Below are 17,653 nucleotides of genomic sequence, written 5' to 3' on the forward strand. Positions count from 1 at the left end.
GAAGTGAACGAAACCCGAATATCAACCCTTTTGTATTTTTTTACTCATTGAAGTTAGCGCAGTTCGTGCAGACTTTTCCATAATCAACTGTTTTTGCAGGATAAAAATGAAAATTCCTATACTATAAATTTAGTTTCAACGTATGAAGATCGGTAACAGGCACAATGATCACAACACTCTTGCTAACACATTCCGGTGGATAAGAAAAGGCGATGGCTTACACTTAAGCCCTGTTTTGCAGCTTTCAAATATGGCTTTGGCTTGGTTAATGTGAATCTTATAAATTCCTAACACGTGACTAACTCAAGTAGTTTACTGTAATCGGGATTATTCATCTCACAACAGGATTTGCTGGAATATTGAAATTTTGTAGGAACAGACCTGTGTGGCTGACCTTCAAGAGAGCAATCATACAGGATTGCTCCTACAGTGGCCGACGTTAGAAGTAAATCCGAATTATACCTTCAAATGAACGTAAATAACGAAAGGAGTGGAAATGAAAAAAATTGTGTTTGTAGTTGCCCTGCTGCTTTGTTTGACAATCCCCATGGGTGGATTTGCCGAAGAAAATGAAATGTGTGCCACATTTAATGATGCTTCGCTGACCCTTGAAGTACCCTGCTTTATTTATGGAGAGACGTACAGCTTGAAACTGAAGATGTCCGATGTAGTGAATCTTCAATTTCAACTCACAGAAATGAATCCCACTGGCGGTACCGATACCAATGCCGAGACCAAGCTATTGAAATTCATCGAAACAACGGATGTCCACGCATCTTTGTTTCCCTATGATTTTATCACTGCCGAAGAGACCACCAGCTCCCTTGCCCAGGTTTCTACCTATGTAAAGGAACAGCGAGCAATGGAGAATCAAAGCGTGATCCTTCTGGACAATGGCGATATCTTACAGGGGCAACCCATTGCAAATTTTTTCAATTATGAAAGATCAACCCTTGATAATCATATCATCGCAGAAGTAATGAACTATATGGAGTATAATGCAGCCACAGTTGGAAATCACGATATCGAACCTGGAAAAGCAGTGTACGATGCCATTAATGAACAGTTCGATTTTCCCTGGCTTGCAGCCAACTGTATCAATACCCTCACAGGGGAACCCTATTTTAAACCCTACACTATTATTACCGTTGATGGGATCAAAGTGGCCGTGCTGGGTCTGATCACCCCCGGTATTCCCAAATGGTTGCCGCCGTCTGTATGGCCAAATATGGAGTTCAGAGATATGATCGACACCGCTGCCAATTGGGTACCTTACATCCAGCAAACCGAGGATCCGGATATTTTTGTGGGACTCTTCCATTCCGGAACAGACTATACCTACGGTGGAACTGATGCGGATACGCCGACCAATGAAAATGCCTCAAAACTGGTTGCTCAAAAGGTTCCCGGCTTTGATGTTATTTTTGTAGGCCATGACCACATGGAGCAGACAGAGACGGTTACAGTGGAGGGAACCGATGACCTCGTCTATATCATTGGTGCAAAAAATGGGGCACAATCCATTGGTGAAGCAACCTTGTCTCTGGTCAAAAAAGATGGGAAGTGGGAAATTGCTTCCATCGATACGGCCACCATTGATGCCACTCAATTTGATGTGGATCTTGAACTCTACAACAGTTTCAGTGCTCAAATTCAGGCAACAAAAGATTATGTGAATGAAGAGATCGGAACATTCACCGATTCAACCACATCAAGGGAAAGCATGTTCGGCGACTCTTCTTTCAACGATCTTGTACATGACCTTCAGTTCAAGGTGGCACGCAATGTGATCGGCATTGAGCCGGACATCTCATTTGCAGCTCCCTTGCAGTTTGATTCCACCATTGAAGCGGGCACAGTTTACGTAAGGGATATGTACAAACTCTACAAATACGAAAATACCCTCTATGTTATGGAGCTGACCGGAAATGAAGTGGATGGTCATCTCGAATACTCCTATGCCATGTGGGCCAATCAGATGTCGGCGGCAACTGACCACCTGATCAACTTTAAGTCCTACGATGAAGCCACCGGAAACTATGATCTGGCAGCTCGCTACTACAATTACGATTCAGCAGCAGGTATTGTCTATACGGTTGATGTGACAAAACCGGCATACGATCGGGTTGATATTTTGGGAATGGATAGAAATCTGGATGGAGTTGTGGATGCGGGATCTTCCTTTGATCCCACAGCGACTTACAAAGTAGCCATAAACTCGTACAGAGCAGGTGGCGGTGGTGGTCATCTGACCAACGGTGCCGGAATTGACAGTTCAGAGCTTGTAAACAGACAGATCGGTGTAACTGCTCGGGATCTTAGATATTATCTCATCGAAGAGATTCAAAATCAGCAACAGGTGACGCCAAAAACCATTGGCAACTGGCGGTTCATCCCTGAAGATTGGGCTACAGCCGGTGCGGCAATGGATTACGACATCCTCTATGCAACCGGTGATGGGGTACATTGATTGAATCACACCCGATTATCTTTTTAAATTTATAGTATAGAAATTTCCATTTTTATCCTGCAAAAACAGCTAATTATGGAAAAGCCCGCACGAAGTGCGCTAAGTTCTTAAGAAGAATGGAGAATAAATGAAAAATTTTTTTAGTGTGATGGCATTTCTGCTGATCTGCCTCTCATTGACAGCCGGTGGGCATGCCGATGAAAACGACATGTGTGCCACGTTTGATAATAACACCTATACATTGGAGATTCCCTGTTTCATTTACGGGGAGAAATACAGCCTGAAGCTGGAGATGACGGACCCTCTCAATCTGCAATTCAAATTGACTGAGATGATACCCGTATCCGATGGAAATGAGACGTCAGAGACCACTTCTACCACCACTATAGCACTCAACAAGGTTTCCACATATTTGACAGGGCTTTTTGATGAGAGTGCCGCAGAAATATCAGCTTTCGACCCTGTGAGCAGACAACTGTTCGTTGTCAATGCCAATTCCGGACGAATCGATGTACTCAGTGTCGGGGAAGGCCTGACTGCCGCCACCGAAATTGATCTTGCTCCCTACGGTGCAGGTGCCAACAGTGTCGCTTTTCATGAGGGCGTTCTTGCAGTGGCTGTCGAGGCCAATCCCAAACAGAATCGGGGTAAGGTGGTCTTTTTCGACGCATCAGGAACCTACCTCAACAGCGTCGATGTGGGGGCATTGCCTGACATGGTCACCTTTACCAAAGATGGAAAATATGTACTGGTTGCCAACGAAGGCGAACCCAATGGTGACTACTCCATGGATCCCGAAGGATCCGTGGGTGTCATTGACATTTCAGGAGGGGTTAATTCCGCAACGGTTAAGATCGCTTCTTTCACAGCGTTCAATGATGACGTTGCACAGTTGAAAGCCCAGGGGCTAAATATCTACGGGCCCGGTTCTACATTGGCACAGGACATGGAGCCTGAGTACATTGCAGTTTCATCAGACTCCACCAAAGCATGGGTCACCTGCCAGGAAAACAACGCCATTGCAGAGGTGGATATTGCAACGGCAACCATTGTCGCCATCTATCCACTTGGGTTCAAAGATCACTCAATTCCCGGTAACGGCATGGATGTCAGCAATAAGGATAATGGCATCCACATTGCCACATGGCCGGTGATGGGAATGTATCAGCCCGATTCCATTGCCGCCTATTCCGTCAATGGCCAGACCTATCTTGTCACTGCCAACGAAGGAGATAGCAGGGATTACGATGCCTTCAGCGAAGAAGCGAGGGTAAAGGATATTACCCTGGATCCGACGGCATTCCCCACGGCAGCAACTCTTCAGCTTGATGAGAACATGGGACGGCTGAAGATCACGAAAACCCTGGGGGATGTTGATGGAGATGGGGATTACGATCAACTTTACTCCTATGGCACACGTTCATTCAGCATCTGGAAAGCAACGGCATCCGGAATGCAGCTGGTGTTTGACAGCGGGGATCAGTTTGAACAAAAGATCGCCGCACTGATGCCGGAGGTGTTTAATGCATCCAACGACAGCAATGAATCCGATGATAGAAGTGATGACAAAGGCCCGGAACCGGAAGGGGTTACCGTGGGTGACATCAACGGACGCATCTATGCATTTATAGGATTAGAACGGGTCGGCGGTATCATGGTCTATGACATCACCAATCCCGAGTCTCCTCAGTTTGTCTCCTATGAATCAAACCGAATCGTAACCGGCGACCCGGAAGCCGGAACCGCCGGAGATCTTGGGCCGGAGGGGATTCTTTTTATCCCGGCCGATGAAAGTACAACGGGTCTCCCTCAGCTCATGGTCACCAACGAGGTGAGTGGCTCCACAACCATGTACCAGATCACTCCTCAACAACAGCAGCAGCAAACAACCTTTGCCGTTCTCAGCGATCCCCATTACTACGACAATGACCTTGGTGTCGAGGGCTCTGCATTTGAAGAATACCTTGCCCAGGATCGAAAACTGATCCGGGAGAGTGAAGCCATCACCGCCGCTGCCGTGGAAGCACTGCTGAAGGATGACTCTCTCTCATTTGTCATTGTTTCCGGTGACCTGACTAAAGATGGCGAGTTGAGCAGCCACCAGGAGTTCGCATCTTACATGAAACGCCTGGAAGCTGGCGGAATTGAAGTGTTTGTCGTTCCCGGAAACCACGATATCAACAATCCCCATGCCCACGCCTATGTAGGGGATGATGCGGTACCAACAGATTGGGTTTCTCCGGAAGAATTTCTCGATATCTACGGAGATTTCGGGTTCAAGCAGGCCCTTTATCGGGACAGCAACTCATTAAGCTATCTCGTCGAACCGGTTGAGGGGCTCTATCTGCTGGCACTGGATTCCTGCGATTATACCGATAATTTCGTTGAAGCGTATCCGGCAACCCACGGACAATTTTCAGAAGAGACTCTGGTCTGGATTGAGCAGATGCTGAACATGGCAACATCGGAAGGAAAACAAGTCGTTGCCGCCATGCATCACGGATTGCTTGAGCATTTCACCGGGCAGTCCATTGCAAATCCTGGAAGCGAATATGTGATAGATGATTATAAAGCCATCTCCCAGCGTCTGGCCGATGCCGGTCTGACCATGGTGTTTACAGGACACTATCATGCCCAGGATATGGTCATTGGGGCAGATGGAAGGCTTCTTGATGTGGAGACCGGCTCCCTTGCCACCTATCCCAGCCCCTATCGTATGGTCACCATAGATACAGACAATTCCGTACGAATCGAAAGCCGCTATATTACGGAGATTGATTACGAACTGGAAGGCAAAAATTTTACCGACTATTCTCGGACTTACCTGTACGGCGGCCTTGTCAATCTTGCCCAAACGATGCTGACAGCCCCTTCTGATATGGGGGGATATGGTCTGGACGCCGGAATGGCAAGCGTGGTTTCACCCCAGATTGCTTCAGCCTACATGGCTCACTATACCGGAAATGAACTGCTTGACAGCGCCACTTCTGTCACACTTACCTCATATTTGGGAAGCGAAGACCCCATTAATCAGTTGCTGGGGCAGGTGCTGGGCTCCCTCTGGACGGATTTACCGCCCTCGGATACAACCCTTAAAACCGATCTTCCCTAAACGAATTTTATAATCTTAGGAATGAGCAGGAAATAACTTTCCCATTCTCCCCCTCTCCAGACATGGAGAGGGGGCTATGGGGTGAGGTAAATGGGCAACTTATTTAGACCCCGTTCCTAAGGAGAAATCTATGCATAAAAAATTAAACATCAAAACCAAATTATTACTCAGTGTAACTTTTTTCGTCATCATTCTCATGGCGGTTTCAGGGTATATCTCCAATAAAATTTCCTTTAATCTCATTTACGCCAGGATAACAAACAAGGAAGCCCCTGCCAGTGTGAGTTATATTGCAGAAAATTTTGAAAAAAAAATGGATAAGGCCATGAGCATCTCAAAGCTGCTGGCAGACAATCCCCATATTATTCAGTGGATCAGGGAGGGTGAACCCGAAGCAGCCAAATCACTGGTCATTGACTACCTCAAAGAGGTGAAAAAAAATGACATGGATTTTGTCTTTCTTGTCTCTTCCGGCTCCAATAACTATTATACCAGCAAAGGCTTATTTAAAACCGTCAACAAGGAGAACCCCAGGGACAGTTGGTTTTTTTCAACTCTGAAAAGCCGGAAAAAAATGGATATCAACTTTGATATAGCTGAAGGTAGTCAAACCCTCATGGCCTTTATCAATGTACTGATGGGGCCTGTTGAAAATCCCATTGGTGTTGCAGGTACCAGTCTGAACCTCACCGCCCTCTCCACCCGATTGAGTACTACAAAACTGAGCCCCAACAGTACAGCTTATCTGATTTCCCCTGACGGCACTATTCTTGCCCACCCAAAAGAAAACTATGTTTCTAAAATCAAAAATATAAAGAATATACCTGATAAAGGATATCAAAACGATATCTCCCAAATCTTGTTGTCCAATGAGAAAGGCGAATATGAATATACAGATGACACCGGCACCCGGAAATTGATTGCATTTAAAACAATCTCCAGCACAGGCTGGAAAATCGTCTTTGATATTCCACAAAACGAGCTTGGAAAAGGCTTGGAAAAAATCCAGACATACAACTTTATGATGACCCTGGGGTCTATCGTTCTGCTGGTGGTTCTGCTGAACATGCTGGTAAATAGAATACTCAAACCGATCAAAGAAACAGTTGCTGCTCTGGAAGAGATCTCCCAGGGAGACGGTGATCTGACCAAACGCATTTCTGTGACAAGCAATGATGAAATAGGTGCCTTGGCCACAGGATTCAACACCTTTCAGGATAAACTGTGCACCATAATTGCAGATGCAAGGCAGTACAGCGACAAAGTGGATCAGGCCTCGGACCAGATGCTGACCATTACACGGAATGTCTCCACAGAGACCGAATCCATTTCAGGACGAACCCATGCCATTACTGCTTCCACAAGCGAGGTTGATGCCAATATGAAAACAGTGGCCTCTGCCGTTGAAGAATCCAATGCCAACCTTGCCATGATTGCATCAGCAGTTGAGCAGATGAGTGGCACTATCAACGAAATCAGCAAAACCGCTTCCAATACCAGGAGTATTTCCGAAAATGCTGTTACTGTATCCCGTGAGACCTCCAGGCAGATTGAGGCTCTTGGCATATCAGCCAATGAAATTGGAAAAGTCACAGAAACCATAACCGAAATTTCCGAACAGACCAATCTTCTGGCACTGAATGCCACCATTGAAGCTGCCCGGGCCGGCGAGGCAGGCAAAGGATTTTCAGTGGTTGCAGCAGAAATAAAAGCACTCGCCGCTCAGACTACGGCGGCGGCCCAGGAGATCAATAAAAAAATCTCCGATATCCAGCATGCCACCAGGGAGTCTGCTCAAAAAGTTCAGGAAGTGAGCACCATTATAAATGACTCAAATACACATATCGGATCCATTGCCGCTGCCATAGAAGAACAGACCTCTGCCACCCGGGAAATTTCAGCCAATATTGCACAGCTTTCCGACGGCATTGAAGATGTAAGCTCAAATGTGAGTTCTTCTGCCTTGGCCATCAGTACTGTAAACAAGGATATTGACTCCACCAGGCAGTCTCTATCAGAGCTGGCGGATTCCAGTACCCGAATGACAGCCAATGCAGAATCGGTTGCAGTGTTGTCTAACAATCTGAAACAACTGATGGGAGTTTTCAGGGTTTAGGAATAGTACGAAACCACGTTCCCTTACTCTATTCATGGAGAAAGAAATAATACCAGGACAACTAAATTTTTTTAGGTCAATGACAAGGGGGCTGTGACCCTACACTTTTTGCACGAATGGTCCCTGGATCCCTTTTTAGAAAGGATGAATAATGTTTAATTTAAAACTCACCGGCAAACTATTGATCTCCATCGGAACTGTAGTCATTATATCTTATATCATTACCGTCAGTGTAATCACCAGGCAGGCTACGGATATTGCCAATAAAGAAGCTCTCAGCAAAATGGCTGCTCTTTCAAGGGAATTTGCCAACCAAATCCGGGTGGATATTGAAAATGCATTGGATACGGCAAGAACACTTTCCTATAGCACTCAGAACATGAAAAAAAGAGGTTCTCTTGCAAAGCGAGAAAGCATTTTGACCATGATGGAAGGCATCCTCAACAATAATCCCAGATACCTTGGAATCTGGATGGTGTGGGAACCTAATGCCCTCGATGGACTTGATGCCGATTTCCAAGGTAAGACCGGGCATACGGACAAGGGACGATTTATTCCCTACTGGAATCGGGTGGGGGGCGTTCATCTGGAAGCTTGCGTTGAACTGAGCGGAGAATGGTATACCAAAGCAAGGGACACGGGAAAAGAGGTGATCATGGATCCATTTTCCTATGAAGTGGGCGGTAAAACCGTCATGCTGGTAAGTGTCTGCGTTCCTATAATGCTGAATGGTAAGGCAATCGGTGTAGCCGGTGTTGATTTTTCCATGGATCAAATCGCAGCGCTTGTTGCTGATATAAAACCCTATGACACGGGATATGCCGCACTGGTAACGGCCAGCGGTATGATGACCGCCCACCCTAATAAAGATCTCATTGGAAAATCAATCGACAAAAATTACCCGGACAAAATCTTAAAGGCAATAAAGGAGATGAAGACCGCACACGTCGATTTCACTTCAGAAACAACCGGTAAAGATTCAATACTTACTATCACCTCCATTACCATTGGAGCCACCCAGACCCCATGGAGCATTTTAATCAGCGCACCAACCCACCGAATGCTGGAAGCCGTTTACAAAATGAGGAACATCAGTATCTTCATTGCCTCCACATTTCTTCTTTTGCTTGGAGTTCTTATCTTTTTTCTGTCTCGAATCGTTTTTGTAAAGCCTATAAATGACGTCATCGCAAGCCTGAATGATATTTCCCAGGGGAATGGAGATTTGACAAAGCGTCTGTACGTCAGAAGCAGGGATGAACTGGGGGAACTCTCTGAACTGTTTAATCTCTTCATCGGAAAACTACAGAGCATGATACAGGAAATATCCCATGGTGTAAATACGCTTTCAATCTCTTCCGCACAATTGTCATCCATATCGGAACAGATGTCCCTTGAATCGTCTCGAACTTCCGAAAAATCCAATACAGTTGAAGCTGCTGCCGAAGAGATGACGGAAAACATGACCTCAATATCCGCTGCCATGGAAGAATCCAGTATCAACACTAATACCGTTGCAACGGCTGCCGAAGAGATGACGGCCACCATTAATGAAATTGCCAAGAATGCAGAAGTTGCAAGAAAAATTTCAAAGGATGCAGTGTCCCAAGTAACCGACTCCACCCAAAAAATGAATGTACTGGGAGAAGCAGCCCGCTCCATTGGAAAAGTGGTGGAAACCATCACGGATATTTCCGAACAGGTCAACTTACTCTCTCTGAATGCAACCATAGAGGCTGCCAGGGCAGGAGAAGCCGGTAAAGGTTTTGCCGTAGTCGCCAATGAGATAAAGGAGTTGGCAAAGCAGACTTCGGAAGCATCCATGGATATCAAGGAGAAAATTGACAATATACAGGATAGTGCCTCGGGCAGCCTGGCCGGTATAACAAAAATCAGCACAGTAATTAACGACGTCAATGAGATTATCTCCACCATTGCCACAGCTGTGGAAGAACAATCTTCCGCTACCAGGGAAATTGCAGACAATATCAACCAGGCATCTTGCGGTATCCAGGAGGTAAACAGGAATGTCGGACAGAGTTCAACGGTGGCCGATCAGATAACCAGAGATATTTCAGAAGTCAATCAATCCGCAGCAGATATTACTGAACAAAGCAGTCGGGTTAAAGTAAGTGCTGAAGAGCTTTCACATCTGGCCGCCGCACTCAATGAGATGGTGGGGCGATTCAAAGTGTGATCTCTGTTTATTGACAGTTTTCTAATGAAACTAGTGAGTTGTAATTTCCCCTTTGCCCATACCCCATATGTGAAACATGAGTGGGTCACACCACTATATGTAACGATAGAATAGACAACTTATGACTCACGAGAATATCCGTGAGTCATAAGTTATCTATCTTTTTTATATGAAAGTCCCCGTAGTTCAAGGTTTTTCAGGACTTTCATGCTTCGTTGTGGCAGATAGGTCTGCCATGGCCGTTATATGAAAGTCCCCGTAGTTCAAGGTTGTTCAGGGCTTTCATGCTTCGTTGTGGCAGATGGTTCTGCCATGGCCGTTATAAAAAAATCGGTTTTACAGGATTAATAAATGTCAATTGTTAAATTTCCATGGATAATTAAAGCAGTAAAACTTTTTTGCTGCTTTTTTTTCACGCTTTTAAATATTATATCCTCCCATGCACCTTCAGCCGAAGAACTTTCCCCCCATACCCAGGAAGTTTCCCCCCATATCCAGGAAGTTTCTCTCCAGTTCCAATGGAAACATCAATTTGAATTTGCCGGATTTTATGCAGCCAAGGAAAAAGGATACTATCAGGACGCAGGGTTAAAAGTGACTTTCCATGAGTACCATAATGAAATGGAGCTTATAGATGATGTTATAGAAGGAAAAAAAGACTTTGGTGTCGGTCCCTCCAGTGTAATAATTGAGCGGTTGGAGGGTAAACCCATAAGATTATTAGCCAACTATTTCAAACGTTCTCCACTGGTAATTGCAGCAAAGCCTGAAATAAAATTTCCTGGAGATCTCTATCATAAAAAGCTTATGATTACAGAAAAAGACCTGAACAATCCAAATATCAAGCATATGTTAGCATTTGCAGATATAGAACCTGAAGATTTGAGCATTATTCAACATAGTTTTGATATTAATGATTTTATACAGGGCAAGGTGGATGCTGTCACCATATTCATTACCAATGAAGCCTTTGAACTCAACAGGAAAAAAATCCCCCATACAATAATAAACCCTAATATTTATGGGGGAATATCCTTTGATGCCAACCTGTTTACTTCAGAAACAACTGCACTTGCATCACCTTCCATGGTATTGCATTTCAGGGATGCTTCCAATAAAGGATGGCTATATGCCCTTGAACATATTGATGAGATGGTTGATCTTATTTTGACTAAATACAATACCCAGAATAAAAGCCGGGCACAGCTTCTATTTGAGGCTAAAGAGATAAAAAAAATAATGCTTCCAACCATATATCCAGTGGGTAGTCTCTCCCCGGGTCAAAACTGGTATGGTTCTTCAATCAATAACAATGAGATGTTCTCATTAACTGTTGAGGAAAGAGAATTTTTAAAATCACATCCTGTTATTCGAGTCAGCAATGAAATGGATTGGATTCCCTTTGACTTTTGCATAAACCGTGAACCACATGGTTATTCAGTTGACTTAATGCACATATTGGAAAAGCATATTGGAGTTAAATTTATATTTGTTAATGGCTATAGCTGGGCACAACTGCTGCAGTTGTTTAAAGAAAAAAGAATAGACCTGATCCAAAGTAGTATCATCACAAGGGAAACAGAGCAATACACTTTATTTTCAGATCCTTATCTAAGTTACCAAAACGGTTTTGTTGTGCCTGAAGAGTCCCATGAGATCCCTTCCATTGATGACTTTTTTTATAAAACTATTGCTGTACCCTGGAAATCAGCCCAGGCAAAATTTTTAAAGTCAACCTATCCCCGAATAGATTTGCTGTACACCAATGATAACTATGAGGCTTTTGAAAAGGTAATGAATGGTGAAGCAGATGCTGCAATAGAAAACAAACTCACCATGCTCTATATGCAAGGGAAAAGAATGACCGCAGGTCTTAAAAACAGCGGCTGGTTTAAAGAAATGGACAACGGAAGAGTCATGACCTTGCATTTGGGAATCAGAAATGACTGGCCTCTATTTCTGTCAATTATTAATAAGTTTTTAAAGCAAATTACTCCTGGAGAGATAAACTCCCTTGATAGAAAATGGTTTGGCGGCTCCCTTCCAATGTTTCAGGAAGACAAAATCTCTTCACATGAAGAGCTGATGCTATCTAAAAGAAATAATATATCCACTGATTCAATTGAAATATTAAAAAAAGATGAAACGATTCAGTTTACAAATGAGGAAATAGATTATTTAAAGAAAAAAGGCACCATAAAAATGTGTGTCTTACCGGACTGGCTCCCCTATGAGAGCATTAATAAAGATGGAGAACATCAGGGTATCGGAGCTGAAATGATGAAGATTATATCCAGGCGTATAAATACCCCGATAGAACTCTTGCCAACCAGGGAATGGGGAGAATCTCTTCAAAAAATGAGGGCAAGAAAGTGCGATATACTTCCCCTTGCCATGGATGTGCCAAGCCGCCAGGATGCTATGAATTTTACCAAGCCATATATAGTTGAACCTTTTGTTATAGCAACCCACAATAGCGAGTTGTTCATAAAGGATATAAAAGATATTGGCAATCGTGCAATAGGAGTTATAAAAAACTATGCTTTCACTGAAGTGCTAAAACAATTTTACCCAAATCTTAATATTATCCATGTGAAAAATGCCAGAGATGGACTGGAAAAGGTAAGATCCGAAGATATTTTTGGGTATATAGACTCAATGCCCACCATCGGATATACATTACAAAAATATTCCATGATGGATCTTAAAATTGCCGGCAAACTTGAGTTCGACTTAGAGCTTTCCATTGCATCAAGAAGTGATGAACCTTTGCTTGCATCCATAATGCAAAAGGCGGCTGATTCAATTACAGAAGAGGAGCGACGACGTATAATCAGCAAATGGCTCTCTGTTAAATTTGAACAAGGCTTTAATTATGCCCTTTTCTGGAAATTTTTGGCTGGATCCCTGATAATTTTGCTGGGAATCGGATACTGGAATCGAACGCTGCTAATAGAGATCAAAAAGCGAAAAGAGATGGAAAAACATCTGGAACATGCAAGTCGCGAGGCACTGGCAGCTTCCAAGGCAAAGGGAGATTTTTTAGCAAATATGAGTCATGAAATACGTACTCCAATGAATGCAATTATAGGTATGAGTGCCCTTGCCCTTAATAAAGATTTTTCCGGTGATGCCCAACGCTATTTTAAGAATATTAACACATCAGGGCAATCTCTTTTGGGAATAATAAACGATATTCTTGATTTTTCTAAAATAGAAGCAGGAAAAATAGAAATTGAAAAGACCCCTTTTTCATTGAGGGAAATTCTGGAAAATATCGTGGTGATATTCGAACCTGCCGCACTTGAAAAAGGACTTGATTTTAACCTTCTTATTGATGAGAAGATACCTGAGCATTTTATGGGCGATCCCAATCGTATCAAGCAAATTATTACTAATTTTACTGGAAATGCCTTAAAATTCACTTCACAGGGAAGTGTGACGATAAAGGTGGAAGCCATAGATGTAATGCAGGATGGTCAGAAAGTAAAAATATCTGTAATGGATACCGGCAAGGGGATCTCTAAGGAAAACCATGACAAACTCTTTAAAGCTTTCACACAGGAGGATATTTCCACAACCCGAACATATGGAGGAACAGGCCTTGGTCTTGCCATTTCAAAATTATTGGCAGAAATGATGGGAGGCAAAATCGGCTTTGAAAGCCAGGCTGATCAAGGCAGTGTTTTCCACATAACACTTGATATGCAGTTTGCCAGTGTGGTGCAGTTTGATGGTAATATTATGATCACATCAAACATACATGGTGCCCGTATCCTTATAGTGGATGATGAACATTACTCCAGGGAGATGTTAAAGGAAACCATCAACAGCTTTTCCTTCACGCTGGATGAAGCACCAAGTGCTGAAAAAGCCCTGCAAATGATGGAAACGGCATCCACACCCTATGATCTGATTCTTTTGGACTGGAAAATGCCAAATAAAAGCGGCACATCGTTTTATCAGGAGTTAAGGCATAAGCATACTCATATAAGACTACCCAAGGCCATTCTGATAAGTGCCTATAACAATCCGGAACTAATTGATGAAGCCCGTGAGGCTGGTATAACAACAGTTCTTACAAAACCTGTTAAGCCATCGGATCTTCTTGTCAGCATTGTTAATTCACTGGGAAAAGAGATTCTGGTACAGGAGATCAATAAAAACCAGTCTGATATTAACAAGGTTGCCTTTATGGGACAAACAATACTGCTGGTTGAAGATAACAGCCTCAACCAGGAGGTATGCCAGGAAATCCTTGAAATGCTTCGCCTTAATGTAATGATTGCAAATAACGGCCAGGAGGCGGTTGAGTGTTTTGAAAAAAACTGCTCAGAAATAGATCTTGTACTTATGGATCTACAGATGCCTGTGCTTGATGGATATGGTGCTTCCCAAAAAATACGCAAGCTGCCTTCAAGCAGTAATATCCCTATCATAGCACTTAGTGCAGATGCCATTTCAGGTACCCGTGAAAAAGCCATTGCCAGCGGAATGAATGACTATACCACCAAACCCATTGTCCCGTCCAATCTCATAAAAACCTTGATGAGGTACCTGGACTACCAGCAACTTGAAGTATCTTCAATCCGTAAAGAAAGCAATGAAAACAGTAAAAACTGTGAAAACCGTGAAAACAGTTTTCCAAAGATATCTGGAATTGATACAGAGCAAGGGATAGCAAATCGTATGGGAAATGCAGAAAGCTATAAGAAGGTATTGCTGAAATTTTCCAAAAACTACAGGACATTTGTGCAAGAATGTATTGAAGCCTATAACCAAAACGATTTCAAGAACCTTGTAAAAAGCCTCCATACATTTAAAGGTGTTACGGGTAACATTCAGGCAACGGAGATATCTGCTTTGACCATGAAAATTGAAGTTATGGCAAAAAATAATAACCATGAATGCACTTACTTGCTTAAGGAGCTTGACAATAAGGTTGAAACCCTATGCAGGGATATAGAAAAAACTCTGTCGCATATACCGGACTCCCCCTATGCAAAACCAGTGATATCCAGTGAAAACTTGACCAGAAAACTTGAAGATATTATGAGACTACTGCTGGAAAGTGATACAAAGGCACGCAGCGAAATGGAAATCCTTCTCTCCATAGAACTTCCCCATGCCATACAATCTTGCATTGAAGCTGCTGCTGAAGCCATTAATGGATATGATTTTGATGAAGCAATTGCTTATGCCAACGATGCACTTAAAAGGTTGAAAAATGAATAAAGACTCGGAAACAAAGACAATCTTAATAGTTGATGATGTCCCTGAGAATATAGATCTTCTTGCAGACATACTAAACACTAAGTATATTACTAAAGCTGCTATTAGTGGCGAAAAAGCATTGAAGATACTAAAGAGTGGAGCAAAGATAGATCTGGCTCTTCTTGATATCAATATGCCATCTATGGATGGCTATGAGCTTTGCATGAGGATAAAAAAGGATACAAAACTCCAAAGAATCCCTGTAATTTTCATAACCGCAAGTAACGAGAATCAAGATGAAATCAAGGGATTTGATGTGGGAGGAGTTGACTATATAACAAAGCCTGTTAATCCAGCCATTGTGCTTAGAAGGGTAAAAACGCACCTGTCACTGGTTCACATGGATGAACTGCAAAAAACAAGTCTTTTGGTAATACAGCAATTAGGAAAAGCTGCCGAGTTCAAGGATAATGAAACTGGTCTTCATGTTATACGTATGTCCCACTATTCTCGTATTATCGCAGAAAAACTGAGCAATGCACATGAATGGACAAATCTTGTTTTTCGTGCATCACCCATGCATGATGTGGGTAAGATAGGAGTTCCCGACAACATTCTTTTAAAGCCAGGACCTTTAAATGATAATGAGTGGAAAATAATGCGAAGACATCCACGTATGGGCTATCAAATCATTGGAGGTCATGACTCAAAACTTTTAAAACTGGCTTCCGAGATAGCCCTGAGCCACCATGAAAAGTGGAACGGCACTGGATATCCGGGTGGATTGAAGGGGGACGAGATACCCCTGTCTGGCCGTATAGTGGCCATAGCTGATGTATTTGATGCTTTAACCACAAAAAGACCTTACAAAGAAGCATGGGCAGTGGAAAGGGCAATCGATCACATCAAAAAAGAATCAGGTTCCCATTTTGATCCAGAACTTGTGCCGCTTTTTCTAAGTTCCATGGGTGAAGTGCTTGCAGTACGTGATCAATGGGGGGAACCCGAGACCAAGGCAGAGTAAACGGTCATGGCTGTCATCCAGCCACCCCCTAATATGAAAATATGTATCCATTTTCACGGTAAACGGACATGGCAGACGTTTCGCCACCCCCGAGAATGAAAATAATGTATCCATTTCCACGGTAAAAGTTATAGCATCTTTAATTTAGCAATAGTGTTTAAATTGCTTACATATCCCCTGACGGAAGTATTTTGGTTCACCCAAAAGAAGACTAAGTATTAACTCCACCAGCCAGTCTCTATCCGAGCTGGCAGATTACAGTACCAGAATGACGGCCAATGCAGAATCGGTTGCAGTGCTGTCAAACAGCCTGAAACAACTTATGGGAATTTTTAAGGTTTAGGGTGTCAGCAGATAATGAGAGAAATGGAATTTAGCAAATGATTCATCTCATTTCCAGTACATCGCCGATTTAACTGCTTTAGTCAACCGTGTGATATCTTCCGGGTATATCTCCCCTATATTGCCTATGCGGAATGTATCCAGGTTGGTGACTTTGCCGGGATAGATCACAAATCCACTTTTTTTGAGTTCTCCATAGAATCGTTTAAATTGATACTCAGGATGATTGGGGCTGTAAAAAGAGGTAATGATGGGAGAACGATACATTTTGGGTAGCAGAGGAACAAACCCCAGTGCCTCCATTCCCTGTATTAAAAGATCATGGTTTGTGGAATATCTCTCGTATCGTTTTGCCACACCGCCTTCGGACTCAAGTTCCTCAAGGGCGTGGGCAAAGGCCCGAACCGTATGTGTCGGTGAGGTGAAGCGCCACTTACCTGAATGTTGTTCCATGGTTTGCCACTGATCATAGAGATCAAGACTTAAGGATCCTGCCCGCCCTTTTGTCTCTTCCAGTACGTTCTGTTTGGCAATGACAAATCCAAATCCGGGAACCCCCTGAATGCATTTATTGGCGCTGCTTACCAGATAGTCCGCCCCAATGCTTTCCATATCCATGGGGATTCCGCCGAAACTGCTCATGGCATCAACGATGTAAATACGGTTGTGATCTTTGACGATTTCTCCAACGGTTTCAATGGGATTGAGCATGCCTGTGGTGGTTTCGCAATGCACCATGGCCACGTGGGTAATGGAGGGATCTTCATCCAGAATACGGGAGATATGTCCCGGCTCAGGTATCTCCACCTCCCCGCTATTACTCAATTGATAGGGAACCCCGCAACGCTGGGCAATGGTAGCTATGCGTAACCCATAGGCCCCATTGGCCAGCACCAGGAGCTTTCCATCCCTTGGAACAGCAGAGGTCACCACAGACTCGACACTGAAGGTTCCGCTTCCCTGCATAAGCACGCTGGTATAGCCTTCGGTATTTGTTGCCAACTGAACCAGTTTTTTCCGGATGTTTTGAACAATGGTGTTGTAATCCTTATCCCAGGTACACCAGTCCTGTAGCATCACGTTTTTTACACCCTTTGAGGTGCTCAGGGGCCCCGGAGTCAAAAGAAGATAGGGATTATCTGGGATTTCATCGATTTTGAGATGTCTCTTCATATGTC

Annotated in this window: 7 protein-coding genes; 6 read left to right on the top strand and 1 reads right to left on the bottom strand. The window is 43.5% G+C overall.

Translation table 11 applies throughout. From position 1 onward, the window contains the following. Nucleotides 1–496: 496 nt before the first annotated feature. The 6 genes from MTBBW1_RS10025 (at nt 497) to MTBBW1_RS10050 (ending at nt 16,133) form a co-directional block, all read left to right on the top strand. Complete coding sequence (locus tag MTBBW1_RS10025) at nt 497–2,470, top strand: bifunctional metallophosphatase/5'-nucleotidase (RefSeq protein WP_080802749.1); 1,974 nt, start codon at nt 497–499, stop codon at nt 2,468–2,470. Nucleotides 2,471–2,618: 148 nt separating this feature from the next. Further along, nucleotides 2,619–5,582, top strand: coding sequence for a choice-of-anchor I family protein (locus MTBBW1_RS10030; RefSeq protein ID WP_186441195.1), 2,964 nt, complete (start codon nt 2,619–2,621; stop codon nt 5,580–5,582). A gap of 130 nt (nt 5,583–5,712) precedes the next feature. After that, nucleotides 5,713–7,698 (top strand): methyl-accepting chemotaxis protein, encoded by a 1,986-nt coding sequence (locus tag MTBBW1_RS10035; protein WP_080802752.1) that lies wholly within the window; start codon nt 5,713–5,715, stop codon nt 7,696–7,698. Between the two features lie 151 nt (nt 7,699–7,849). Next, entirely contained in the window at nt 7,850–9,895 is a 2,046-nt protein-coding gene (locus tag MTBBW1_RS10040) for a methyl-accepting chemotaxis protein (RefSeq protein ID WP_080802754.1), read from the top strand. Nucleotides 9,896–10,246: 351 nt separating this feature from the next. Beyond that, entirely contained in the window at nt 10,247–15,130 is a 4,884-nt protein-coding gene (locus MTBBW1_RS10045) for a response regulator (RefSeq protein WP_080802757.1), read from the top strand. Continuing rightward, nucleotides 15,123–16,133 carry a response regulator gene (locus MTBBW1_RS10050; protein WP_080802760.1) on the top strand — a complete coding sequence of 337 codons (1,011 nt, stop codon included), beginning with the start codon at nt 15,123–15,125 and terminating at the stop codon, nt 16,131–16,133. The genes MTBBW1_RS10045 and MTBBW1_RS10050 overlap by 8 nt, the downstream gene beginning before the upstream one ends. A gap of 390 nt (nt 16,134–16,523) precedes the next feature. On the opposite strand, the gene phnW is transcribed toward MTBBW1_RS10050, so the two are convergent. Further along, complete coding sequence (gene phnW / locus MTBBW1_RS10055; RefSeq protein ID WP_080802763.1) at nt 16,524–17,648, bottom strand: 2-aminoethylphosphonate--pyruvate transaminase; 1,125 nt, start codon at nt 17,646–17,648, stop codon at nt 16,524–16,526. Nucleotides 17,649–17,653 lie beyond the last annotated feature (5 nt).

The organism is Desulfamplus magnetovallimortis (genome assembly GCF_900170035.1).
In the GTDB taxonomy this organism is placed as follows: Bacteria; Desulfobacterota; Desulfobacteria; order Desulfobacterales; family Desulfobacteraceae; genus Desulfamplus; species Desulfamplus magnetovallimortis.

What these genes read in the sequence shown, in the direction of transcription:
- MTBBW1_RS10025 (WP_080802749.1), top strand. Translation starts at nt 497, where the DNA reads ATGAAAAAAATTGTGTTTGTAGTTGCCCTGCTGCTTTGTTTGACAATC.
- MTBBW1_RS10030 (WP_186441195.1), top strand. Translation starts at nt 2,619, where the DNA reads ATGGCATTTCTGCTGATCTGCCTCTCATTGACAGCCGGTGGGCATGCC.
- MTBBW1_RS10035 (WP_080802752.1), top strand. Translation starts at nt 5,713, where the DNA reads ATGCATAAAAAATTAAACATCAAAACCAAATTATTACTCAGTGTAACT.
- MTBBW1_RS10040 (WP_080802754.1), top strand. Translation starts at nt 7,850, where the DNA reads ATGTTTAATTTAAAACTCACCGGCAAACTATTGATCTCCATCGGAACT.
- MTBBW1_RS10045 (WP_080802757.1), top strand. Translation starts at nt 10,247, where the DNA reads ATGTCAATTGTTAAATTTCCATGGATAATTAAAGCAGTAAAACTTTTT.
- MTBBW1_RS10050 (WP_080802760.1), top strand. Translation starts at nt 15,123, where the DNA reads ATGAATAAAGACTCGGAAACAAAGACAATCTTAATAGTTGATGATGTC.
- phnW (WP_080802763.1), bottom strand. Translation starts at nt 17,648, where the DNA reads ATGAAGAGACATCTCAAAATCGATGAAATCCCAGATAATCCCTATCTT.